Consider the following 25,120-nt stretch of genomic DNA (forward strand, 5'->3'; position numbering starts at 1 on the left):
CAGTACAGTTTTTATTTTTTGCGTACCATGCAGCGCTTCTTGAAGAACGCGATGCCATAACAGAGGATGTCATCATAGTCATCCCGGAAGTCCGCTGCATACATCCGGTCATTGATCTGCTGAATGGCAGTATCACAGGCATCTGGCAGAGCATCCAGAGTTTTGGCATACTTGGCTTCAAAAATTGCCACGCGGCCATTGCGGATATCCTTTACAATGACATCGCTGCGCCCCTCGCCATGCTCTTTGTTAGATTCTACCACATAGCCAGCACCAGTAAAGATGCCTGCAAGGAAAGCGTGGTAAAAATCCTCCCGGTAGTCGTGGTAGCTGATGGTCATACGCAGCAGCTTGGTCATCTCTTTTGTCAGAGCTTCGTTGTTTCCGCTCCAGACTGCATCAAACAACGGGCTGCGGTTCCATGCCTTTGCACTGTCATCAAACCATTTGCTTACAGTGGTTTCAAAAATTTCCCGAATCTCTGCATTGGGAATCATCAGCGCAGAGCAGCCATCCGGCAGCGAATCCGTCAGATCCTTATCCCGCACCTTGGTCAGATAGCCTGTCAGATACAGCACACTCCAAAGATTTTCCTCAGAGGAGTGCAGATAATCGTAGGTCAGGTTTTCTTCAATATGCTGAACGATGAAGCCGCCAGCCATCAGCGTTTCGAGCTTTGTGGTGATATTGTCGCCTGCATAGTCGATGAAAGAACGGATGATGGCGTTATCACTGGTGTTTTTCCAATAGCTTTTCGGCTTCTGTGCTACACCATACTGGAAATCCCGCAGATAACTGATTACGTCCCACGGACAATAAATGTCTGCATCGCCAAAATGATAACCGTCGTACCATGCCTTGATTTCAGCAGACTGCGATTCAAGATCAGCATCTTTCAGCATTTGATCTACATCTGCCTGTGTAAAACCAAAGGATTCGCTCAACCGGGGAGAAAGAATCGTATCCGAAACAAAATTGTTCGTCCCGGTAAAGATGCTTTCTTTTGCAATTTTCAGGCAGCCGGTAATAACAGCAAAGTCAAGCGAAGTATTGTCTTTGAGCGTGGTGCTCATCATAGCCCGCATCACGTCCAGCATCTGCGAATAATATCCGTTGCTGCTGGCTTTTGCAATGGGAACATCATACTCATCCAGAATGACGACCGCCGATTTTTTGAAGTGGATTTCCAGCATCCGGGTCAATAGCAAAAAGCAGCTTTTGGTTTCATCTATGGATGCAGTGCGTCCCAGAATTCGCTTAAAGATGCCTTTGTCATCGTCAGAAATAGCATCGTCATCCAAAAGAAACTGATAATCCTGAAACGCAAATGCCAGTTTCATGCACAGCATTCCATAGGCACTTTCAAAGGTCAGACCGTCCGTGTCCTTGAAAGAGAAAAATACCACAGGACACTGGTTCATCCATTTTTTGCAAAGCTCTGTATTTTTGGAGATTGCCAATCCCTCAAACAGTTGCTTGCTGTCTTTGCGGATATCCAGAAAATTTGCGAGAGTGCTCATACCAAGGGATTTTCCGAAGCGACGAGGGCGAGTAATCAATGTTACTTCAGCGATACCTCCGCTAAGAAGTTCAGAAATCAGATTGGTCTTGTCGATATAATAATACCCGCCTTCTCGAATCTTTTCAAAATTCGAGATTCCAACAGGAAACTGCAAATCTTTCATGCAATGCTCCTTTCCGCTCACAGAGGAGAGCTTTCAGAACTCACTACTGTAAGTGTACCATGAAATATAGAATCATACAAGAATCAAGTGACATCGAAATAGAGCAGTTTTATTATGCTACGTTCAATCTGGTGGCTTTATAGCAGTCAGCGCACATTCCCTCATGGGTGGCTGCAAATTCTGCCGCCTGCATGATGGAGCCATCCTTCAGCTTGACCCTCTTGATGGGCTGATTGCATCGGGCGCAGATGCAGGGCACAGGCGGCTGTTCCTGCTTCGGGGCAGCGGGTCTCGGTTTCGGCTGCTTTTGCGGTTCTGCCTCCGGCTGCGGTGCAGCATCTTCCGGCAAATCCTCTCCGGCATAAACGTACAGGCCAAGACCGAACATAGCAAGGTTCTTCACCAAGCACCGCATGATGGCTTTATTCACATCGAACATGGAGGCTGCTTCTACGGTGCGCTCTTCCATGCCGATCTTTTCACGGCGGCGGGTCTGCGGATTGTAGTCCCATTTCGGGGTGGTATAGGTATAAGGCACAGCTTTCATGGCTTTGTTTGCGCCATCCAGTACAGGCAGCCACATTTCGTGCGAAACGCCCTCAATCGTGACAGTGGTGTACACCATGAAGCCGGTTATGGGGTCATAAACATAGGGCAGGCCGTTGAATTTCTTGACCTCGTAGCTGGCAGCAGGATATAGCTTTTTTACCTCTGCCCAAGCGTACGCCCAACTTACATATTTCAGTTCCGTGCTGCCGGACTTTTTGACTTCCAGATGATCTTTGAAGTCGATGGCAAATAATTTTACGAATGGATTTTCCATGAGAATGCCTCCAATTCTGATAAAGAAAAAAGGGCACAACAGCGTCAACTGTTGTGCCCCATGATGTGAAAATTACGGATTGAGCAGAAAATCAATGATGTTTCGATGAATGATTCCGTTTCGGCTTAAATTCATCAAATCACCACTGATAACATACTTAGGATAGTTGTCGTGCAGCCGCTCAAGATTACCGAACTCCCGTTCTTCATCGGCGGGAGTGATCAGGTAAGCAACCTGAATATAGAGCTTTTCATCTCCACGGTAGCAGATAAAATCAATTTCGGTGTCGTCCAGCTTGCCGACCTGAACTTCATAGCCACGGCTCCGCATTTCCAGATATACGATGTTCTCATACAGCTTGTTGCTGTCAAGCTTTTCGCTTTTCTTGATAACGTTCCGCAGCCCAAGATCGACTGCATAGTACTTTTCTGTGCTGGACAGGAGCGCTTTTCCTTTGATATCATAGCGGCGTGCATTCAGAAGGATAAAGGCTTCCTTGAAATAATCAACGTAGTTCAGTACGGTAGCAGTGGTTGTCTTGATTCCTTCCGAAACCATGCGTCCACTGATATTACGGGCAGAAAACGGATTGCCGATATTATCCAGCAGGAATGCAAGGACATTACGTAATGCGGTCTGTTCGCGAATATTGTGGCGCAGCATGATGTCACGGACAATGATAGCCTCGTAAAGATCGTCCAGATAGGTGGTGATTGAATGATCGTCAGGGAGGAAGAAACGCTGCGGAAAACCGCCGTACTTCAAATAGTCTGCGAAGAGCTTTTCATCCGAAGTATAGGTTCCGTTTTCAATGCATTGCTGTTTTGCTTCGGCCAGCGAAAAGGGGAAAACCTGAATCTGGATGTATCGTCCGGAAAGATAGGTTGCCAGTTCGCCGGAAAGCAGCTTGGAATTGGAGCCGGTCAGGTAAATATCACAATCGAAATCGACACGAAGAGAATTGATTGCAATCTGCCAACGCTCCACCTCCTGAATCTCATCCAGAAGAATATAAATTTTGCCAGTGCAGCCTTCCGCTTTTTCTGCGATGTAGTCGTAAAGCGTTTCTGCAGTACGGGTGTTACGGAAGCGCATGGACTCAAAATTGGCCTGAATAATGTTCTGTGCGGGAATGTTGCGCTGGAGGAGTACGTCCTTGATCTGACCGAGAAGGACTGTTTTTCCACAGCGCCGGATTCCAACCAGAACTTTGATCAGATCCTGATCGATAAAAGGAATGATCTTATCCAAATAACTTTTGCGCAGAACCATCGTGCATCACCTCATATTCTTATCTTAGCATACAATTATTGTTGTGTAAACAGTATTGTGCTTTTCTATTAAACAAAAATAGCTGAAGCGAAATTTTGTGTGCCTATAGGCGTACAAAAATTATGCTGCATGGATAATGGTAAACCTGCGGCTGCTTACATTCTTGCTGTACCGATTGAAAATATCGGGTTGTTCTTTCTTCAAACGCTGGGAGTCTACCCGTTTACTTTCGGAGGATACCCAGGACACCTTGTAGCCCGGTGCTGTGCCATAGGCAGCATCCTGCATTTGCAGCTTGACTTGCTGTTCGATAGCCATTTTCTCCTGTTCCATCTGCTCGATTTGGGTGGAAAGCTCCTGCCGCTTATCCAACAGGTCGCGGATGGGATTAAGATCGGCAGTTTTGTTTCTATCATCTGCAGAGTACAGCTGATTGATCTGCTGTGTATCCCCCTCGCTTCCGGTAGGTACAGGCGGAATTTCGGGCATCACGTTGTATTTCCAGAAGTGCTCTTCCTTGGCAATGAGGTTGTTCAGAACTTCTTTGTCGGTTGTGATCTTGTGAATCACCAGTTCCTTCCCGAAAATCAGAGCAGCAATGTACCAGCAGTCAAAACCGCTGACAGCCAGATAGTGATTGACCTGAGCCATGTAATGTGCAGGGATTTTGCCATCTGCCCACTTATCCGCAGAGAACGGTGAAACCGTTTTGCATTCCAGTCCTGCTTTCTGTCCGACAATCAAACGGTCAAAGTCCGCCAGAAGCAGCGGATGTTCCTCGCTCTGGTAAATGGCATTTGCCCGGCGTACCTTCAGACCGGTTGCTTCGGTAAACCGCTGCGCCACATAATCCTCCAAGTCACGACCCTGCCGCATGGCCTCATTATCGATGTTCTCAATAGTTTCGCTGTTTTTGTCGCAGTAAACCTGAAAAGCAGAACGATAGGGATTTACACCCAGAATGGCACCTGCATCGGTGCCGGTAATACCGCACTTGCGGTAGCGGAGCCAATCCTCTTTGGACAGGTTCAAAGTTGAAATCAATCTTTTCATGCGCTTTGCATCCTTTCTTTCATAATAGATTCGGCAAGAATGAAGTCATATTCCACCAAGTCTTTCATGATGGTGGAAAAGTCACTGGCCAATGAATGGCAAGAGCCAACCCACAGGTCATAAAGAAAATCCAGAATATTATTTTGCACCCTGAGATGGTTCCAGTAGCGCTCCTCCAGTCTGCCCTCGGATTCCAAAACAATAATGGCGGTGCTGATGGTACTTTTCATCGTGATCTCATAAGCCATGGTAACGCTGATTTCAGAAGCACTCTTCTCAACGTTGTCAAAAAATTCCGTGAATTCCCTGAAAATGCGGTTATTTACATCATTCATGGCTTGCTCCTTTATGCTGCGGCCAGCACCATCTTGTAAGCCTTGTCGATCATGGGGTTGCCCTCTGCGGTATGCAGGAACAGATTTTCCTTGTAGTTTTTGGTCTTGCGGAGAGGGTCTGCGTGGGTGGCAAAATCAGAGACTGCGTTGATAAAGCGCCAACCGTTCTTGCCGACCCATTCCAGATCCGGTGCGTTATAATAGCGAGTCTTCAGATCTTCCTGCAAGCGCAGGTTATTCTTCCGCTGGCAATCGGACAGGTCCTCAGAAATCGGGAAAAACTCATTGATGAACTCCTGCACCTTGTGATCGGATAAATCGATGTGAGCCATCTCTTCGCCACGGTTGCCGAGTTCAATCATATAGTTGCTGGCCAGCTGCAGGGTTTCACGGGCATCCTGCACGCGGAGCAGAACATTTTCGGTGTGGCGTGCAGTCCAGCTGCGCTTTGCTGTATTCAGCGCAAGGTTCAGAGTATTCTGGCAGACCACACGGATTGGAGTCATGGCCACTTTCACACCAGAACTTCCGTCATGACTGTTGAAGATCACAAGATATGGTACTACCTGATCTCCAGCGATAAGATATTTCCTCGGAAGCCTTGCCAGCATCCAAACCTTTTTGCCGCCCTGCAAGGAACCGGCAGTTTCGTAAGTGACGCCCTCGCCCAACAGGTCATCCGTGAACTGAAATGCTTCTTCGTTCTGCACAATGCGGTAGCGGTCGGATACCACACCCAGAACAGCATCATCGGTGCTGCGGACATTTGCGCGATAGCCGGGGATCATAGCACCCGTGCCGGAATAGATATTGCGGCTCTCCACCTGCCAATCCAGACCGGCCAGTTCCAAGGCTTCACGGCTTGCAGGGGCATCCATGATGATCCGGCCAAGGCCGTGCCAAGGGGTCTCACGGACAGAGAACATCGTTTCAACATTTGCGGGCATAGTAAAATCTCCTTTTCAGTGTATTTTGCTCAATCGTTGTTTTCCATTTCTTCAGCGATGCGGACGAGGACTTCCACCAGGACGGTGCCAACCTCTTTGACGATTTCGGACCAAAAGTTCATAATGCTTTCTCCTTTCTGCGCAGCTGCGCTTTAAAATACGATGGTAATAATGATAGTGATGGTGCGGAATAACAAAATGCTCACCTCCAGACATAAAAAAGCCCCTGAGTCTTTCGACTCAGAGGTTTCGTATCATGATTATTATATCTGGGTGAAAAATGGAAATTTGAGAAAGCTAAAGAGAGGAATTTATCATAAAAAATTATAATGCAGGACGAATTTGCGCTAAAAGAAGTTGGTCCGCCGGAAGCCACGGAACAGAATCAAGCTCCTTTTTAGTCAGCCAGCGTGCAGCCTCGGCTTCTTTCAGCACCAGTTTGCCGGAGACTACCTCACACCAGAAACAGTCCATGGAAAGATGGAAGGTCGGATAATCGTATTCAATGGTACCAATCAAATCGCCTACCGCAATCTCGGTATCCAGCTCTTCCCGGATCTCTCGTTTCAGTGCCTGCTGCGGGGTTTCACCCGGCTCGATTTTGCCACCCGGGAACTCCCATCCGCCCTTATATTCGCCGTAGCCGCGGGCGGTGGCATAAATTTTATGTTTCGTCTGAATATCGTCGCAGATCACGGCTGCAACAACGCGAATCATTTTCATGAAAATCTCCTGAATTATTTTTCATAATAGAGTGGACAACCCAGTTTTCTCAATTTGGATTCGATTGCTCCTGTAGAACGTTTTAGAATCAAAGAAATTCGTTTGACGCTGTTCCCCTGCTGGTGGAGCCGCAATAATTCACGTTCTTCTTTTTGCGACCATGCTGTTCCAGCGCGAGAATAACGCTCTGCCTTTTTGTTTCGAGGAAGAGACTTCAGATATTCAGCGGTAGATTCAATGGAGCAATGCTCCAATACGATTTTTAATGCTTCTTGAATTTCTTCCTGAGCACAACTATCATTTTCAGACAGAATCCAACCGGTTAAAGGATTAATACCTTTTGCAAGAGTTTCAATTATGGTGCGAGCCAGCATATCGTCCATAGTATGTTACCCCACGATCAATTTGTTGGTCTTTTTGAGGAACTTTGCAGGGATCGGGCGGTCCAGCTTCCATGTGATATTCATGGGACGGGAGCCCTCATGCTTCACATAGTTCACCGTGCCCAGATAGGTATACGCTCCTGCACCGCCAAAACGGGCATCTGCCTTGAACTCACGCACGAACAGCAGCACCCGGCTTCCCTTTGCACGGTGATGGATGTAGCGCTGCCCGGTGGCAGAGTTTTCGGCGGTGGTGCTCTGGCTCTGCCAGTGGAACAGGCTCTCGTTGATGGAATAATCCTTGTACATGGTGGTGGGCGAGTAATCCTTGTCCGCTTTGTTCAGGGTCACAAAGAATACGTCCAGCTGCTTTTCCGGCAGCCACTTCACGCCCTCGCGGACGGTAGCAGGCTTCAAACAGTCCAGCGCCACCAGCAGTTGGTCGCGGGTATAGGTGCAGTGCAGGTCCAGCGGACAATCAAAGCCCACACCCACCGGCTCGTCGATAAAATCAATGCGGTCATATTGATACTGCAAAAGTGCCTGCAGTTCCCCCAGCAAAACGGGACTGTCCGAGAGAGCATACAGGTTATCGAGAACTTCTTCATCCTCCCAGCTTTCTGCGGTCTTACCCCAAAGGGTCACATAGAACATCTGCAGCATCCGCTTCTCTACTGGCGATAGAGCCGCAAAGTCGGTGTTGTCCAATTTCGGCAGAAGCCCCAGCAAAAAACGGATCCACCTGCGGGAATCCACGACCGCAAAGCGGGCAAGGGCTTTGGTCATAGTTTCTTCCAAAGGTTCTGCAAAATCGGATGCCGCCCCTGCGCGGACGCACAGTCTGCTGAAGCAGACCTTTTTGCTGTAAATTGCACGCGGGTCAAGATGATAGTAGTCGAGGAAGTTCCCCAGTGTCAGGGGCAGACCGGTATCCTCCGTGAAGGCAGTCGCCCGTGCCACAAGCCCGGAGGTGCGGTCATAGGAGGCGCTGATATTATCCAGCACATACTTTGCAGCAATTTTCTCCAACTGAATGTAGCAGCCCTTAGGCGCAGAGACAAAGCCCTCCTTGAGCTCCCGGCTGACGCTGCGGGTGGTATTTGAGAGCAGTGCTGCGAATTTCTCCTCAAAATTATACTTTTTATTGGCCTGTCCGATGAAATCCAGAACGGTCAGGCAATCCTTGTTTTCTGCCAGACGTAAGCCGCGCCCCAGCTGCTGCAAAAACACGGTCAGCGACTCGGTAGGACGCAGGAACAGCACAGTGTTCACCTCGGGGATATCCACGCCTTCGTTGTAAATGTCCACCACAAAGAGGAAACGGAGCTCCCCGGAAACCAGCCGCTGTTTGGCGGCATTGCGCTCCTCGTCAGGAGAATCGCCGGTCAGTGCCATAGATGGAATGCCGCGGGTATTAAAGTAGCGCGCCATAAATTGGGCATGAGCAATGGAAACGCAGAAGCCCAGACCCTTTACCTCGTCGATATCGGTGACATATTTCAGGATGGAGTTCACCACAAGGTCAGCGCGGCGCTCCGCCACCATGCCGCTGAGGGTGTACAGGTTGGACAACTCGTTTTTGTCGTAGCCGCCGGTACGCCATTTCAGACTGCTCAGATCTGCGGTGTCGGTGACGCCGAAATATTGGAAGGGGCAGAGCAGTTTCCGGTTGATCGCTTCCGGCAGACGGATCTCGGCGGCAATGCGTCCGCCGAAATAGTCCAGAACGCTTTTGCCGTCCATACGTTCCGGGGTAGCAGTCAGCCCCAGAAGGATCTTCGGCTGATAATATTCCAGCAGCTTCTGATAAGTGGGTGCAGCTGCATGGTGGAACTCGTCTACAACGATGTAATCGTAAAAATCCGCTGCCGTTTTAGCGGCAAGCTCTTGAGAATTGAAGGTCTGGATGGAAACAAACAGATGGTCGATGCTGTCGGCTTTGTGGCTACCCACATACAGTTCGCCGAAATTGGCATCCTTCAGCACCGCCCGGAAGGTGTACAGGCTCTGCTTCAGGATCTCCTCCCGGTGTGCCACAAACAGTAGTCGGCAGGGCTGCCCCGGATGCTGCCTGCAGAAGCGCTTGTAATCCAGTGCGGAGATCACGGTTTTACCGGTGCCGGTAGCGGCGACTACCAAGTTGCGGTTGTAACCCCGAACGGTGCGCTCGGCATCCAGTCGGTCCAGAATTTCCTGCTGGTAGGAATAGGGCAGAATATCCAGGGTGTAGATTCCGCTGTGGTCGGTTTCGCTGTATTTTTCGGCTTTCAGGGCGCGGGTCAGCCGCTCCCGCTGCCCTTCATCGTAATATTCAAACTCGCTGGAGTTCCAATAGCTTTCAAAGGTGGCTGCGATCTTTTCAATGGTCTCCGGCAGGTCCTTTCGGGTCACCTTGACGTTCCATTCCAGACCGCTGGAAATTGCCGCATTGGACAGGTTGGAGGAGCCTACATACGCCGTAGTAAAACCGGTGTCCCGGTAAAACACATAGGTCTTTGCGTGGAGCCGGGTACGCTTAGTGTCGTAGCTGACCTTGATCTTCGTATTGGGCAGCGCGCGCAGCTCCTCAATGGCTTTCACGTCCGTAGCGCCCATATATGAGGTGGTGATGATGCGCAGCTCACCGCCGCTTTGCGCAAACTGCCGCAGCTCGTCCATGATGAGGCGCAAGCCGCTCCACTTGATAAAGGAGACCAGCATATCAATGCGGTCGGCGGAAACGATCTCCTTTTTCAGCTCCGTGTACATTTGCGGCTCATGGATAGCGCCGGTAAACAGGGAGCTTTGCGCAATGGAGGTCTCCGGGCGGTCAAGGTCCTTTGCGCTTTTTCCTGTAGCAAGGCGCGGGTCATTCTGCTGCAAAAGCGCAAGAAGCTGCTCTGCCCGCTGGTCAACATTAAGCGCGGAAAAGTCAGCTTCCTGTGTGGTGTTTTGGATGGTAGTCACGATCTGATTTGCCAGCTGGATCTGCGCCTCGATGCCGCCGCCGTTATCCTGCACGTTCTCAAGACCCTTCTGCACCACGTCGGTCAGATACTGCGCCAGTACCTTGGCAGCCTCCGCTGTGTCGATGGGCGCAGTGGACTTGCGGGCTTCCGGAATCTCTGCAAGCTCGCGGTTCAGTGCGTTGTTGATGACCTGTTCGTACAGTCCGGGGTAGAGCATAGATGCACTTCCTTACCGTTTTCTTTTATTATAGCGCCCGTTAGAAGAATATTCAATGATCGAGGGTATGAGATATGCTTTGCGATTCTCTACCACTTAGATCAGGGTGACGACTCGCATGATGTCAGCCTTGCGCAGTTTGCCACAACAATGCATCCTTTCAGTCGGTATTCAGCCAATTTTAGCTCTAGTTAAACATGAACGTTATCGGGAAGAAAACAACAGCATTTATATTTCGAACAATAGGAGCGGAACCTTGAAAAGAGACTCCACGCTTATTGTTGAACGAGTGGGAAAGGTGTATTTGACATAAAAAACCATTCCGAGATTTGTAAGACCTTTGCATTGATTTCGTTCGTTTGTTGGAGTAAAATAAAAATGGTTTGTTATAGACCGCCACCATCCGTGAATGAACGATGTTGAGGGTTACTATGGAATACGTATCAATTAAACAAATCTCTGAAAAATGGGGCATTTGTGCAAGACGAGTGCAGACCTTGTGTACAGAAGGCCGCATCGAAGGAGCACAGCGTGTTGGGCACCAGTGGATCATTCCTGCAGATGCTCCAAAACCAAAAGATGCTAGAGTAAAGAGCGGAAAATACATTAAATCGAAGAATGAAAATGGAGAAGATATAGATGAACAGAAAACCATATAGTGCAGGAGCCGTGAAATTTTCATTCTGGTTTATTGAGTTTCGGAAAACGGTCCAGTTGCTGGCAGAGGGCAAGAGCTTTTCGGAAATAAAACTGCTAAACGAGCAAGAGAATATTTACAGCGCATCCACAAAGGCACGGGCACAGATGATCTACTCTACCGTTACGGCGCGCATAAAGATGCTGGACCCCAGCTTTTACCCGGTTTTCCTGAGCAGCGATATTGCAACGCAGAAGATGTTTGCGCTGGTAGCAGCACTTGCACACGATACGCTTTTCTTTGACTTTGTGTACGAAGTTGTGCGGGAAAAGATGATCCTTGGAGTGGACGAACTGACTGATGCGGACATTCGGGTGTTCTTCAAGGACAAGCAGGCGCAAAGCGAGAAAGTAGCAGCCTTTCAGGACTACACGCTGCATCGGCTGGGAGCGGCATACAAAACGCAGCTCTACGAGGCAGGAATGCTGGACGGAAACAAGGGCAGCTCACGCAAGATCCTGCGCCCGATTTTGGACATTGCGCTGGAACGCTGGCTGCAAGACAATGGATATGCCATTATGGTCAATGCGCTTACGGGGGTAAGATAAGATGGAAACTGTGAATGGATGCCTGAGCGACCGGCTGGATGAGATGGAAGCGGCAATCCGGAAAACGTCCTTCCGCAAAGGAACCGGCAGAGCCAACGAGGTGAACTACTGGGTTTTCGACTATCCACCGGAAAAAGAGCTGGAAGTTCGTGCTCGAATCGAGTATATGAAAGGCAAAAATGCCCGTGGCGATGATGACTTTGATCTGGTGGTATTTGATCTCTACGATGTCATCATTGATTTTCTGGAGAAGAAGCGCTTTTTGGAAAAGTGTTATGACCTTGAAAAGAAAAACGGGATGGAGCGGATCACCAAAGCGGTTACCAACGCCATGAAGATCAATGACAACGACAGCCTCATCGTGCAGTATATCAAGGAACATACGCCGGAGAACGCCATCGTGTTTTTGACGGGTATCGGAAAGTGCTATCCGATTTTGCGGTCCCATAAGGTTTTGAACAACCTGCATCAGGCATTTGTCCGCTGCCCGGTCGTAATGTTCTTTCCGGGCACCTACAACGAACAGGAACTGATCTTGTTCAACGAGATCAAGGACGATAACTATTACCGGGCATTCCGGCTGGTGAAATAAAGGGAGGATATAGTAGCTATGCAGATCAAGGAGATGTTCCGTAAGGAGATCGACCGTGAACTTCAGGGTGTTATCGTAGTCGGTCAGGGCGCAGAGACCAATGTTGCACAGGAACTGGAAGAGTATGTGGTGACTCGTGAACTGCAGCGGCACTTTGCGGATTTTTTTGCGGCTTATAAAAAAGGTATTCTGGGCACCACGCCGAAAATGGGCGTATGGATCTCCGGCTTCTTTGGAAGCGGTAAATCTCACTTTCTGAAGATCCTGTCCTATCTGCTGGAAAACAAGCAGGTGGGCGACAAGCACGCACTGGATTTTTTCATCGACGATAAAAAGATCACAAACCAGATGGTTCTGGCAGATATGAAGCTGGCAGAAGACACGCCAACGGATGTAATTCTGTTCAACATTGATTCCAAGAGTGAATCTGATGGAAAAGAAAATAAGGATGCTATTGTCAATGTATTCTTGAAAGTTTTCAATGAAATGCAGGGCTTCTGCGGGTCAATACCTTATCTTGCGGATTTGGAACGCCACCTTACAGAAGAAGGACGTTTGAAGGAATTCAAAAAGAGATTTTTAGAAAAGCACGGTCATTCATGGGAAGAGTCTCGACACGAATTTGATTTTATTCAGGATAAAGTTGTGGCTGTCCTTGTGGAAATGGGCTTTATGAGCGAGCCCGCAGCCCGCAACTGGTGCGAAAAGGCAACGGAGCCCTATCAGATCAGCATCGAGGACTTTGCCAAGCGTGTGAAGGCTTATCTGGATAAGAAGGGCAGCAACCACCATGTTGTCTTTCTGGTGGATGAGATCGGTCAGTATATCGGCGATGACTCCAAGCTGATGCTGAACCTCCAGACTGTGACCGAGGAACTGGGCAAGGAATGTCAGGGCAAGGCGTGGGTCATTGTGACCTCTCAGCAGGATATCGACTCCATCACCAAGGTGAAGGGCAACGATTTCTCCAAGATTCAGGGTCGCTTTGATACCCGTCTGTCTCTGTCTTCCGCAAACGTGGATGCCGTTATCAAAAAACGTATTCTGGAAAAGACTGACACCGCAGCCCAGAGCCTGCGGTTGATCTACGACCAGAAGGGTACCATCATCAAGAACCTCATTGTTTTCAACGACGGTGTGGAGAAAAAGCTGTATGCCAATGCGGAGGATTTTGCAGAGGTGTACCCCTTTGTGCCCTATCAGTTCAACCTTCTGGCAAGTGTGCTGACCAGCATCCGTACCCACGGTGCATCCGGTAAGCATCTGTCCGAGGGTGAGCGCTCTATGCTGGCACTGTTCAAAGAGTCTGCCATGCAGCTCATGAACGAAGAAACCGGTGCCATCGTACCGTTCCATAAATTCTACGATGCACTGGAAAACTTCCTTGATCACAGCCACAGCAGTGTGATCATTCGTGCCTACGATAACAGCTACATTAACCCGGAAAAGAAGGAAAAGGACGTCTTTGCCATCAACGTGCTGAAGACCCTGTTCCTGATCAAATATGTGGTGGAGATCGAGGCAAATGTGGACAACATCACCAGCCTGATGATCTCCAACATCGACGATGACCGCCTTGCTCTGAAAGCAGAGGTAGAGGAAGCCCTGAAGGTGCTGATGCGCCAGATGCTGATCCAGAAAAACGGCAGCGTTTATGTGTTCCTGACCGATGAAGAGCAGGAGATCAACAACGAGATCGAAAAAGAAAACGTGGAGATGCCGGAAGTCATCACGAAGATCGCTGAGATGATCTTTGAGGACATCTTCCCCAGCAAAAAGTACCAGTATCCGGCATTCGGCGGACGATACACCTTCCCGTTCAACCAGATGGTGGATGACCGCCCCTACAAGGCAAATCAAAGCTACGATATCGGGCTACGTGTGCTGACCCCGTGGTATGAGGGCGGCGTGGAGGACTCTACCCTGCGGATGATCTCCGGGCAGGGCAAGGAAGTGCTGGTGGCACTGCCCAACGATGATTCTTTCCTGACCGAAATGCGCGCCTACCTGAAGATCGAGCGCTTCCTGCGCAAAAACACCTCGGTGCAGCTTGCAAAATACGAGGCCATCAAGGAAGCAAAGCGAGTGGAGATGCGGGAGCGCAACAGCAACGCCAAGCTCTACCTGACCGAGGCACTGAAAGATGCTACCATCTATGTAAACGGCGATGTGCTGCGTACCTCCGGCAAGGAAGTGAACAGCCGCATCAACGAGGCAATCGGTCGTCTGGTGCAGACGGTCTACCATAAACTGTCCTACATTACCGCCCCCATGGGCGAGACCGACATCCGCAAGCTGTTCCGCAGCAGCAACCAGCTCTCCCTCACCTTGGAGGACAGCTCTGAGGCAAATGTCCATGCGCTGGATGACGTTCTGCAATTTATCGGCGGCAACTCTCGGATGCACATGAAGACCTCCATGAAAACCATCAAGGATCGGTTCATGAAAGCTCCCTACGGCTTTGTGGAGGACGATGTGCAGTGGCTGGTGGCGCGGCTGTTCAAACGGGGCGACCTTGCCTTTACGGTGAACGGCGAAAGCGTGAACGCCAACAACCGCACCGAGGAAGAGCTTGTGGGCTACATCACCAAAAAGCAGTTTGTGGACAAGCTGCTGATGGAGGTCCGTGTCCGGGTGCCGGAGAAGCAGAAAAAGGCTGTCCGCACCATTATGAAGGAGCTGTTCAACGTGCTGCCCACGGCAGAGGACGAGGACACCATGATGACCGAGTTCCGGCACTACTGCGAGCGCACCATCACCTCCATCGACCGTCTGGAGCCCCGGTATCAGCTTTACGCCTACCCCGGCAGGCAGGTCCTTGCCGAGGGCAAAAAGCTGATGAGCAGCCTGCTGCAGATCAACGCTCCGCTGGAGTTTTTCAAGGAAGTCAGCGATGGGCAGGACGAGCTGCTGGATTTTGGCGAGGATTTTGAGCCGGTGCAGAAATTCTTCAGCCCCAACAGCGAGCAGGAGCAGATCTTCCGCCGTGCACTGGATATGCTGGGCATTTACGATGACAGCAAGACCTATATCGTGAACACCGCACTGGAAGATGTTGTCCGGCAGATGCGCAGCATCGTGTCCATGAAAGCACCCTACCGTGAGATCCCCAAGCTGCCGGAGCTGCGGGAAAAGTTCATGACCCTGTACAACGAGATTCTGGAAGAGGAGTCTGCACCGGTGGTAAAGGCCATCAAGGACGACCGCAACCGTGTGCTGGAGGTGTTGAACGACAAGCCCTACAAGGACGCAAAGCACAGTGGTTACATGGAGCGGTTCGAGGAGCTGCTGGACGGTGCCGTGCACTGCAACAATGTGTCGGTGCTGCGCAGCTATCAGGATAAGTCCGATGCGCTGAAGATCCGCCTGCTGGACGAAATGGTAGCCGAGGACAACCGCTTGGCACAGCAGGCACTTGCACAGGCAGAAGCAGAACAGAAGCGTCTGGCAGAGGAAGCCCGCAAGCGTGGCGAGACCGTCACCGTGTCGCAGCCGAAGGTCCAGCAGCCTGCCGTCAAGGTGCGTACCACCAAGAATCTCTCTATCAAAACGGTGGCACGGGCAGCGTCCTGGCGGCTGGAAAATGCAGCCGATGTGGACAAGTACCTGTCTGCCCTGCGGGAAAACCTGCTGAAAGAGATCGCGGATGATTCCATCGTGAATGTGGAACTGTGAGGTGTATATGTCAGAAATTTCATTTGATATAACTATGGAAGGTGACAGAGAGGGATATGTCACCTTTGAGTGCCCATTTTGTGGTTCATCGTTTGGCTTGAGAGCTGATGAAGTAAAGAATGACGAAGGAACATTGGACAAAATCTATTGCCCATACTGTGGACTGAACAGTGACTCTGATGAATTCCTACCGCAAGAGGTAATAGAACAGGCAGAGAAAATTGTGCACAACTATGCAGTAGAGCAATTTAATCAGGCTTTTGGAAAAATGGCCAAATCGATGAATGGGCATCATGGCATAATCAAAATGACGTATAAACCTCTGAAGAAAAAGGAACTTTCAGAACTGTATAGCCATGAGGGGACGGAAGAAGCCTTTGAATGTAAGAGCTGCAAGCATCATGTAAAGGTACTTTATGTTACTGGCAATACACTGGTATATTGCCCATATTGTGGGGTGAACACATGACGGAATATCAAGAACTTCAACTAACAAGCAAAGATTTTCGAGATTATTCGAGCAATCTGATGAATAGCAATCGAGAGAACGCAAGTGTCAACCTTGTACGGTTGATGAAGTACATCGAGGAAAATCCTACGATTCATGAAATTGTGCATACTGCGATCGATAATGTGGATTACGATTTTAATGAGTGCTTTACTTCGGGAATAGGATGGATGAAAGTTAAGATTCCAGAAGATCGTAACCAGCACATAAAAGCCATATATGATTATATGTGGTATATCATTAACGAAGAAAACAGAGATGTTGAGAGGCAAGCACTTGGTTACTATTGTAGGAGCAACAAAATAGAAGATTATATCCGGAATTTCTGTAGAAACGTTGTTGAACCTTTGGTGGATTACGTCGTAGGAGAACTTGAAAAGAGGATGATTATTATGCAGGGAACGCCGCAGCCAACAATTGTTGTGAATAACACTATCACTAATTCAACAGGTTCTTTCTACCAGCAGGGTCAGGGCACGATGGCGATAAGCAATCAGAATGGTGTCTCCGGTGAAGATTTGAACGGGTTGATTGAAAAAATTATCTCATCCCTGCCTGCAATCAAGGATGTTGACACTGAAGAAGTGGACAGTGTAAAGGATGATCTCGAATCATTGCAGGAGCAGATTCAGTCTCCCACACCTAAAAAGAACCGGATGCAGAAAGCCTTAAATGGCGTTCAGAAATTCTTTAGCGATTTTGGCATGAAAGTGGCAGTTACAGTAGCAGCAAAAGTGGTTACCAGCCAAGATTGGACTGCACTGATCCAACAAGCACAACTGTTTATCGGAAACTTATAATATGAGGATGGAATGATGAACAAAACAGCCATTAAAAACTTTGCCATCTGGGCGCGGAACAAGCTGATCGCAGATATCTGCTACCGTGCCGGACTGATGGGCATTACTGAAAAGGGCATTGCAGATCCTCTGCCCCAGAGCACGCTGGATGCCCAGTTCTACGATATCGGCGCAGCGGAGCCGTATCTGGTGGCAGGCGAGGCCATCAAGCAGCGGAGGCAGCTGGTGAGCGCCATCCGGGAGAAGGAGGCCGACACCGATTACGCCACCGCCTACCAGTACATCATGGAGGAAGTGGCGTATACATGGTTCAACCGCCTGATCGCTGTGCGGTTCATGGAGGTCAACGACTATCTGCCCTCCCACCTGCGGGTGCTTTCCTCCGAGAGCGGCAAGGTGGAGCCGGATCTGGTCACCACCCCCTTTGATGCCGAGTTGCCCTTTACCGCCGAGGAAGAAGCCCAGATCATCCAGTGGAAGCAGGACAACAAGCTGGACGAGCTGTTCCGCTTTTTGTTCATCAAGCAGTGCAATGAACTGAATAAAATCCTGCCCGGTCTGTTTGAAAAGACCACCGATTACACCGAGGTCCTGCTGAACCTTTCGGTGGTGGATCAGGAGGGCGTGGTGTACAAGCTGACCCACGACATCCCGGAAAGTGACTTCAACATCGAGCAGGGCGGTCAGGTGGAGATCATCGGCTGGCTGTATCAGTACTACAACACCGAGCCTAAGAAAGCTGCTTTTGAAAAGAACGGCAAGATCACCAAGGAGGAGATCCCGGCGGTGACCCAGTTGTTCACCCCGGACTGGATCGTCCGCTACATGGTGGAAAACAGCCTTGGCCGCCTGTGGGTAGAGGGTCACCCGGACAGCGACCTGCGGAAAAACTGGAAGTATTATCTGGACGAAGCCCCGCAGGAGCCGGAGGTGCAGGCAAAGCTGGCGACGATCCGCAAGGAGTACGCCGCCCTGAGCCCGGAAGACCTGACCCTCATCGACCCCTGCATGGGTTCCGGGCATATTCTGGTCTATGCCTTTGACGTGCTGATACAGATCTACGAAAGCGTGGGTTACAGCCAGCGGGATGCCGCCAAGAGTATTCTGGAACACAACCTCTATGGTCTGGACATTGATGACCGCGCCTATCAGTTGGCCTATTTTGCTGTGATGATGAAGGCACGGCAGTACAACCGCCGCATCCTCAACGGCGAAAATACCTGCCACGTCCACGCCATTCAGGAAAGCAACCCCATCAACCGGGCTCACCTCAAGTTTTTTGGGGCGGGCCTTTCGGACTTGGAAAAGAACACCGCCAAAATGCAGATGGAAGGTCTGCTGGATATCCTCACCGATGCCAAGGAGTACGGCTCCATCCTCAATGTGCCGGAGTATAACTGGGACTTGTTGCGCCGGTTTGTGGGCGGCATTGACGATGAGGTGCAGATCACGCTGGAAAGTGCCGGTGTGGAACACACCGCCGAGGAGCTGCAAAATCTCATCGACCTTGGCGAGACCATGGCACGGAAGTATTGGGTCACCTGCACCAATCCCCCCTATGCCGGAACCAGCAACCTCAGCGCCAATGTCAACAACTTTGTCAAAAAGAACTACCCCGACAGCAAGGCAGACTTGTTTGCTGTCTTTATTGAACGCTGCCGTGCCATGACTGCCGACAACGGCTATCAGGCAATGATCACCCAGCATAGTTGGATGTTCCTTTCCAGCTTTGAAAAGCTTCGGGAAAAGATGATGCTGACCGAAACCGTCAACATGGCTCATCTGGGCGCAAGAGCCTTTGAGGAAATTGGCGGTGAGGTGGTGCAGACCACCGCCTTTGTGCGCTGTGCAAACCATGTGGAGGGCTATAAAGGCACCTATTGCCGCCTGATCGAGCCGACTTCCCAGCAGGGAAAAGAGGAGGTGTTCCTTGCAGGACAAAACCGCTATACCGCAAATCAGGATGATTTTGCAAAGATTCCGGGGGCGCCGGTGGCGTATTGGGTTTCTGAAATAGTTTTCAACGATTTTATGACATTAAAACCGATAGCTGCTTTTGGTCAGGCAAAAGCGGGAATGACAACCGGCGATAATGATAGATTTTTAAGACTCTGGACTGAGGTTAAAAGCAAAAAAATTGGATTTGGCTGTCCCGATAGTAAAGCTGCGCTTGAATCTAAGAAAAAATGGTTTCCGTATAATAAGGGCGGCGGATATAGAAAATGGTATGGCTTAAATGATTATGTGGTTTTGTGGGAAAAAAATGGTTACGAAATAAAAAACGCCACAGAAAAAGGTCGTCGAATTGCAAGTGTTAGAAGTGAGTACTTGTATTTTAGAAAATCGATAACATGGGCAACCCTCACATCGTCAGCGATTTCTTGTCGCTATTCTGAACCCGGTCACCTATTTGACGATAAAGGTTCAAGCTGTTTTGTCTCGGATAAAGAATACGATTATGTTATTGCGCTCATAAATTCCTGCGTTGGAAATTATTTTCTTAATCTGCTGAATCCGACGATGTCGTTCCAGTCAGGAAATATAGGAACCTTGCCGATAAATGATACATATTTTGAAAACGTCGCAATAAAGCGCAATGTCACAAATAATATATATATTTGCAAAGAAGACTGGGATTCCTTTGAAACCTCTTGGGATTTTAAGACACATCCCCTTGTTCGTTGCAAATCTTTCCCACCCAAAGAAGTGGAAGAAGATGCCAAGCATCATATCGTTGATATGAATATGATTCAGGAAGCGTTTACGAATTGGAGCAATGAATGCTACCTGCGTTTTGAGAAGCTGAAAGCTAACGAAGAAGAACTGAACCGCATTTTTATTGATATTTACGGTTTGCAGGATGAACTGACCCCAGAAGTGGAAGATAAGGATGTGACCGTGCGTAAGGCAGACTTGCAGCGAGACATCAAGAGCCTGCTCAGCTATGCCGTGGGCTGTATGTTTGGGCGCTACTCTATTTATAAGGATGGTTTGCTTTTTGCAGGGGAGCCGTATTCTTTGCAGGCGTTTGTGGACAAGCTGAATGACCGTCCCGGAACGGTTTCGGCAGAGGAACTGGAGTGTGCATACCGCAATGAAGGGGTTGTGGTAGATGAGATGTTCTTCCCGGACAAAGATAATGTTATTCCCATCACCGATGAAGAATATCTGGACGATGATATTGTCGCCCGCCTGTGCGACTGGCTGAAGGTGGTGTACGGTGCGGACACGATGGAAGCAAACCTGGATTACATTGCCAAGGCACTGGGCAATAAGGGCACCACCAGCCGGGAGGTCATCCGCAACTACTTTGTGAACGACTTTTTCAAGGATCACTGCCAGACCTACTCGGTCACCGGCTCCGGCAAACGGCCTATTTACTGGCTGTTCGACAGCGGCAAGCAGAACGGCTTTAAGGCGCTGGTCTACCTCCACCGCTACACCCCGGATACCATCGGCACCCTGCGTGTGGATTACCTGCACAAGATGCAGCGTGTGTACGAATCCGAGATCAACCGGATGCAGGACATGATGGACCACACCACCAACGCTCGGGAAGCCGCTGCCGCCTCCAAGCGCAAGGACAAGCTGACCAAGCAGTTGAAGGAGTGCCGGGACTACGACGAAAAGATCAGCCATCTGGCACTTTCCCGCATTGCGCTGGACTTGGACGATGGCGTAAAGGTGAACTACCGCAAGCTCCAGACCGCCGCCGATGGCAAGTTCTACGAGGTGCTTGCCGATAGCAAGAACATCATGGCGAAAGAGAAGAAATGAGGGAGTACTATGAGTTTCAGAATTCAGTCGCTTCATCTTAAAAACTACGGCAACCTGCCGGAGTTCCACTGCGAAAAATTTACCGGGTTGAATCTGATCATTGGCGAAAATGCCACCGGCAAGACCTTTTTGCTGAAATCGCTCTATTCGGCTGTTCGTGCTATGGAGGATTACAAGCGCGGTGATGATATCCGTCCTATGGTGGATATCCTTTCGGATAAGCTGCGCTGGACCTTTCAGGCCGATAAACTGGGCGACCTTGTCACCCGTTCGGCAGCCGAGGGTCTGACCTTCAAAATGCAATCTGACCAGCAGGATATGGCGCTGGAGTACCAGTTTTCTCAGAGCGCAGCCACCAAAGTGGGCGGCGCAACGGCACCTGAATCTCCTAAGGTTGGCAATTCTATCTTTCTGCCTGCAAAAGAAGTGCTGTCGCTGTTCTCCATCATTCTGAAATCCCGTGAGGTGGATCGAAGCTTCGGTTTTGACGATACCTACTATGATCTGGTAAAAGCACTTCAGATCGCACCGTCTAAGGGCAAGAACTTTACGGCTTTTGCGGAGGCTCGGAAAGAGCTGAGCCATGTGGTAGACGGTAAAGTGGATTTTGACAATGACTCCGGCAAGTGGTACTACAAAAATTCCAGCGGACAGAAATTCTCTATCGGTGCTACTGCAGAGGGTGTAAAGAAGATCTCTATTATGGATCGGCTGCTGGCAAATGGCTACCTGAGCAAAGATTCGGTGATCTTTATTGATGAACTGGAATCGGCTTTGCATCCTACAGCGATCTGTAAGTTTCTGGATATGCTGGCACAGGTGTCCAAGGAAATGGGCATTCAGGTGTTCATCTCCACACATTCCTACTTTGTCATCAAGAAGATGTACCTGATCGCACTCAAACAGCCGGAAGCTGTCACCTGCATTTCTCTTAGCAGGGGACAAGAGCCGCTGATCTGCAACCTCTATGACGGTATGCCCGACAATTCGATCATCCAGACGTCCATAAAGCTCTATGAACAGGAAATCGACGAGGAATTGTAACGATGAAAATTACAGAATCTCACATGGAATTTGGAGAGTTCGAGGAGTCTAATGTTTTCCATATCGAGGAAAGTTCACAGTATAAGTTGATAAAAACACATGGAGTTTCCTGCTGTGAATTTATTCTATTGAGAGATGATAAGCTCTTTTTGGTTGAAGCCAAAGAATCTTGCCCACGAGCAGTAAGGGAAGGATATCCAGAAGGTGAAAAGGAAAAGCAACTCAAAAACTTTCAGGATTTCATCACGGAAATTACCACGAAAATGCGGCACACGCTGGAGTTATATGGAAGCGTTTTGCTAAATCGTCAGCCGCAGGACTCGCTTTCTGAGTTGATGCGTGAAAAGGGATTGCATGTGGCAGAAATCAAGCCTGTGCTGGTTGTAAACACCAAAGGTAAAGGGTGGAGTCCCGACCATGAAATTCAGGAAGCACTTCAGATGAAAATGAATCCCGAGTCGAGAATTTGGAAGGTTAGACCGATTCTGGTAATCAACGAGGTCAAAGCCAGAGAAAAGCATTTGATTATTTGATAAGTGAATTATTTACATAAAAAGGACAACCGTATGGCCGAATTAAACCTAAAACAAATCATAGACCGTCTGAATGCAGAGTTTACCGGCGATACCCGCAAACTGGTGTTCTGGTACGATGACAAGGCAGACTTTGCCGAGGATCTGGAAAACGTGGAACTGGAAAATGCAAAGATCTACCGCCTCCAGCCCGATAACCAGTTCTATACCAAATACTTTCTGGAACGGGTGGACACCACCACCAATTACCTTGTCTACGCCCCGTTCCCCAAGCCCGATGTGCGGGAAAACCACTTGGAGGACACCCTGCTGTACTCCCGGCGGTTCTTTGCCGACCGTGCCTCACTGCTGTCGGTAGACCTTGGCATTGAGGAAAAGTATAAGCCTATCCTCGAAAAGCACATCAAGTTCTTTGCCGATAAAAAGCGCACCCAGCGATTCTACGATCTGGAGATCGAGAATTTCAACGAGGAGAACATCCTCACCGGGCTGCTCAGCGCCATCTGCAAAGCACGCACCTGCTCCTTTGAGGAGGTGGTGCGTGTCGTGCTCACCGAGGGTAGTCTTGCGGAGAATGCTTACCTGCAGCAGTTTGAACAGTACGACCTGCTGCCGTCCTTCTGGCGGCTGTGCGAGCAGCATTTTGGCTATACGGACGTAAAGCCTACGCTGGAACGGCTGCTGGTGACTCTTTTCGTCACCTATACCGCCCGCTATGTGCAGGCGGAGCTGCCTGCGGCGTGGAAGTCCTTTGTGTCCTACAAGGCAGGCAACATCATTGCCTTCCTCGACAGCCTGATGAACAGCGTCCTCTACCGGGATAAGTACGATGAACTTTCGGATCATGTGGCAAAGGGGCTGAACGTCTATCAGGCGTTCTCCGGCTGCCGTGCCGATGATCTGGTGGAGTGCGATACCTTCCTTGCAGTGGATCAGGTACTGGTCAAGTGGCTGATGGGGCGGCTTCTTGCCGAGGATACCGGGGCAAAGCTCAACGAGCTGACCATCCCGGAGGTGTGCGAAAAGCGTGCCAAGATGCACTTTGGCAGAAAGACCGACAAGACCTACCAGTTGCTGCAAAGTGCCTACTGCATGGTGCAGGCGGCAAACTACCGCAGCGCCGAGGGCTTCAAAGCCATTGTGGACCGGTATCTGTCCGCAGATCATCAGATAGACCAGCAGTACCGGAAGTTCTACTTCTATTACGACAAGCTGGAAAACACCGAAACTTTTGAGCCGCTGCGGGAGCTGGTGGAGAACATCTACACCAACGAATATCTTGACACTCTTCTCCCGGCATGGAACGAGGCTCTCCAGAAGGAGGAAGCTCTGGCAGTGCTGCCCTTGCAGCGGGATTTCTACAACGCCAACCTGCGCTACGCCAAGGAGCGTACCGTGGTCATTATCTCCGATGCTATGCGGTATGAGGTAGGGCAGGAGCTTTTTGCCCGGATGCAGGATGACCCCAAGTGCTCGGCGCAGTTGAACGTGCAGTTGGGTGTGCTGCCCTCCTACACCCGGCTGGGCATGGCTGCGCTTCTCCCGCACCGCACGCTGGAAATGACCGATGACTTTCAGGTTCTGGTGGATGGCACCCTCTGCGATACGCTGGCAGGGCGTCAGCAGGTGCTGCAAAGCTATGTGCCGGACAGTGTCTGCATCCAGTTTGACGTGATCAAGAGCATGAAGGTGGCAGACCTGCGGGATGTCCTTACCAAGCGGCAGGTCATCTACGTGTACCACAATCAGATCGATGCCCGTGGCGACAAGCCCAACACCGAGGATGAGGTGTTCAACGCCTGTGAGGAAGCCGTGCAGGAGATCATGGATCTGATCCGCCGCATCAATGGCAGCGGAAACACCCATCACTTTATCGTAACGGCAGACCACGGCTTTATCTATAAGCGGGATAAGCTGTCCGAGAGCGAGAAAATCGCAGGCAAGAGCATGGAAAATGCTTTTGTCAACCGCCGCTTTGTGGTGTCCGCTGCTCCGCTTCAGGATGACGGCATCGGGCACATGAGCATGGGCGCAGTACTGGGCAATCAGGATGCCAAGGTGGTTTCCTACCCGGTCAGCAGCAACGTGTTCAAGGTTGCTGGCGGCGGTGCCAACTACGTCCACGGCGGCTCCTCGCCGCAGGAGATGCTGGTGCCAGTGCTGGATATCAAAATGGAGCGTGGACATCAGGAGACCAAGAATGCAGAGATCGCACTGGTCAGCATTCTCCACAAGATCACGAATCTGATCACCTCCATGGATTTTGTCCAGTCGGAAGCCGTCAGCGATACTGTGAAACCGGCAAAGTACCGGGTGTTCTTTATCTCGGAGGACAACGAGAAGATCTCCAACGAAAACACCTATGTGGCAGACAACCGGGAGCTCAGCGCACAAAAGCGCATTTTCCGGCTGCGTTTTACCTTTAAGAACAAGAAGTACGACAAGGATAAGCAGTATTATCTTGTGGTCTACGATGAGGATACAGGTCTGGAACAGTGGCGGCATCCGGTGATGATGGATATTGCCTTTGCAGACGATTTTGGCTTTGGATTCTAACAAA

At 49.9% G+C, this 25,120-nt stretch carries 19 protein-coding genes; 10 read left to right on the forward strand and 9 right to left on the reverse strand.

Annotated elements, in window-relative coordinates; translation table 11 throughout:
- Positions 1-11: 11 nt before the first annotated feature.
- The 9 genes from P0G09_RS06270 to P0G09_RS06310 all read right to left on the reverse strand — a co-directional run bounded on the left by P0G09_RS06270 (position 12) and on the right by P0G09_RS06310 (position 10,386).
- Positions 12-1,685 (reverse strand): AAA family ATPase, encoded by a 1,674-nt coding sequence (locus P0G09_RS06270; protein ID WP_275252228.1) that lies wholly within the window; start codon positions 1,683-1,685, stop codon positions 12-14.
- Between the two features lie 112 nt (positions 1,686-1,797).
- Positions 1,798-2,508 (reverse strand): DUF1071 domain-containing protein, encoded by a 711-nt coding sequence (locus P0G09_RS06275; protein WP_275252229.1) that lies wholly within the window; start codon positions 2,506-2,508, stop codon positions 1,798-1,800.
- Between the two features lie 72 nt (positions 2,509-2,580).
- Complete coding sequence (locus tag P0G09_RS06280; RefSeq protein WP_275252230.1) at positions 2,581-3,780, reverse strand: ATP-binding protein; 1,200 nt, start codon at positions 3,778-3,780, stop codon at positions 2,581-2,583.
- A gap of 120 nt (positions 3,781-3,900) precedes the next feature.
- Entirely contained in the window at positions 3,901-4,833 is a 933-nt protein-coding gene (locus P0G09_RS06285; RefSeq protein WP_275252231.1) for a lambda-exonuclease family protein, read from the reverse strand.
- Entirely contained in the window at positions 4,830-5,168 is a 339-nt protein-coding gene (locus P0G09_RS06290; protein ID WP_236131916.1) for a DUF3848 domain-containing protein, read from the reverse strand. Before P0G09_RS06290 ends, P0G09_RS06285 begins: the two co-directional genes overlap by 4 nt.
- Positions 5,169-5,179: 11 nt before the next feature.
- A complete protein-coding gene (locus P0G09_RS06295; RefSeq protein ID WP_275252232.1) occupies positions 5,180-6,115 on the reverse strand; it encodes a DUF932 domain-containing protein in 936 nt (311 codons plus the stop codon).
- A gap of 324 nt (positions 6,116-6,439) precedes the next feature.
- Complete coding sequence (locus P0G09_RS06300) at positions 6,440-6,838, reverse strand: (deoxy)nucleoside triphosphate pyrophosphohydrolase (protein WP_275252233.1); 399 nt, start codon at positions 6,836-6,838, stop codon at positions 6,440-6,442.
- A 14-nt stretch (positions 6,839-6,852) separates the two neighbouring features.
- Entirely contained in the window at positions 6,853-7,221 is a 369-nt protein-coding gene (locus P0G09_RS06305) for a hypothetical protein (RefSeq protein WP_147323237.1), read from the reverse strand.
- Positions 7,222-7,227: 6 nt separating this feature from the next.
- The gene (locus tag P0G09_RS06310; RefSeq protein ID WP_275252234.1) at positions 7,228-10,386 is read right to left on the reverse strand and encodes a DEAD/DEAH box helicase; all 3,159 of its coding nucleotides are present in this window, start codon (positions 10,384-10,386) and stop codon (positions 7,228-7,230) included.
- Positions 10,387-10,817: 431 nt separating this feature from the next.
- On the opposite strand from P0G09_RS06310, the gene P0G09_RS06315 reads away from it, so the two are divergent.
- Genes P0G09_RS06315 through pglZ form a run of 10 tightly spaced genes read left to right on the forward strand, consistent with a single transcriptional unit; the run spans position 10,818 to position 25,116 of the window.
- Positions 10,818-11,045, forward strand: a complete 228-nt coding sequence (locus P0G09_RS06315; protein WP_097782261.1) for a DNA-binding protein — start codon at positions 10,818-10,820, stop codon at positions 11,043-11,045.
- Positions 11,046-11,055: 10 nt separating this feature from the next.
- Entirely contained in the window at positions 11,056-11,631 is a 576-nt protein-coding gene (locus P0G09_RS06320) for a DUF1819 family protein (protein ID WP_341458142.1), read from the forward strand.
- 1 nt (position 11,632) lies between these two features.
- Positions 11,633-12,223, forward strand: coding sequence for a DUF1788 domain-containing protein (locus P0G09_RS06325; protein WP_275252235.1), 591 nt, complete (start codon positions 11,633-11,635; stop codon positions 12,221-12,223).
- Between the two features lie 18 nt (positions 12,224-12,241).
- Positions 12,242-15,898, forward strand: a complete 3,657-nt coding sequence (brxC, locus tag P0G09_RS06330) for a BREX system P-loop protein BrxC (protein ID WP_275252236.1) — start codon at positions 12,242-12,244, stop codon at positions 15,896-15,898.
- A 7-nt stretch (positions 15,899-15,905) separates the two neighbouring features.
- Complete coding sequence (locus P0G09_RS06335; protein WP_275252237.1) at positions 15,906-16,367, forward strand: hypothetical protein; 462 nt, start codon at positions 15,906-15,908, stop codon at positions 16,365-16,367.
- On the forward strand, positions 16,364-17,206 hold the full coding sequence (locus tag P0G09_RS06340; protein ID WP_275252238.1) for a hypothetical protein: 843 nt from the start codon (positions 16,364-16,366) through the stop codon (positions 17,204-17,206). The genes P0G09_RS06335 and P0G09_RS06340 overlap by 4 nt, the downstream gene beginning before the upstream one ends.
- A 12-nt stretch (positions 17,207-17,218) precedes the next feature.
- The gene (gene pglX / locus P0G09_RS06345; RefSeq protein WP_342760521.1) at positions 17,219-20,983 is read left to right on the forward strand and encodes a BREX-1 system adenine-specific DNA-methyltransferase PglX; all 3,765 of its coding nucleotides are present in this window, start codon (positions 17,219-17,221) and stop codon (positions 20,981-20,983) included.
- 9 nt (positions 20,984-20,992) lie between these two features.
- A complete protein-coding gene (locus P0G09_RS06350) occupies positions 20,993-22,027 on the forward strand; it encodes an AAA family ATPase (RefSeq protein WP_097839699.1) in 1,035 nt (344 codons plus the stop codon).
- A 2-nt stretch (positions 22,028-22,029) separates the two neighbouring features.
- On the forward strand, positions 22,030-22,560 hold the full coding sequence (locus tag P0G09_RS06355) for a hypothetical protein (RefSeq protein WP_097839698.1): 531 nt from the start codon (positions 22,030-22,032) through the stop codon (positions 22,558-22,560).
- Between the two features lie 33 nt (positions 22,561-22,593).
- Positions 22,594-25,116: a BREX-1 system phosphatase PglZ type A gene (gene pglZ, locus P0G09_RS06360; protein WP_275252239.1), complete on the forward strand. Its 2,523-nt coding sequence runs from the start codon at positions 22,594-22,596 to the stop codon at positions 25,114-25,116.
- The last annotated feature ends 4 nt before the right edge of the window (positions 25,117-25,120 follow it).

It is taken from the genome of Faecalibacterium sp. DFI.5.82 (genome assembly GCF_029076575.1).
GTDB lineage: Bacteria > Bacillota > Clostridia > Oscillospirales > Ruminococcaceae > Faecalibacterium > Faecalibacterium duncaniae.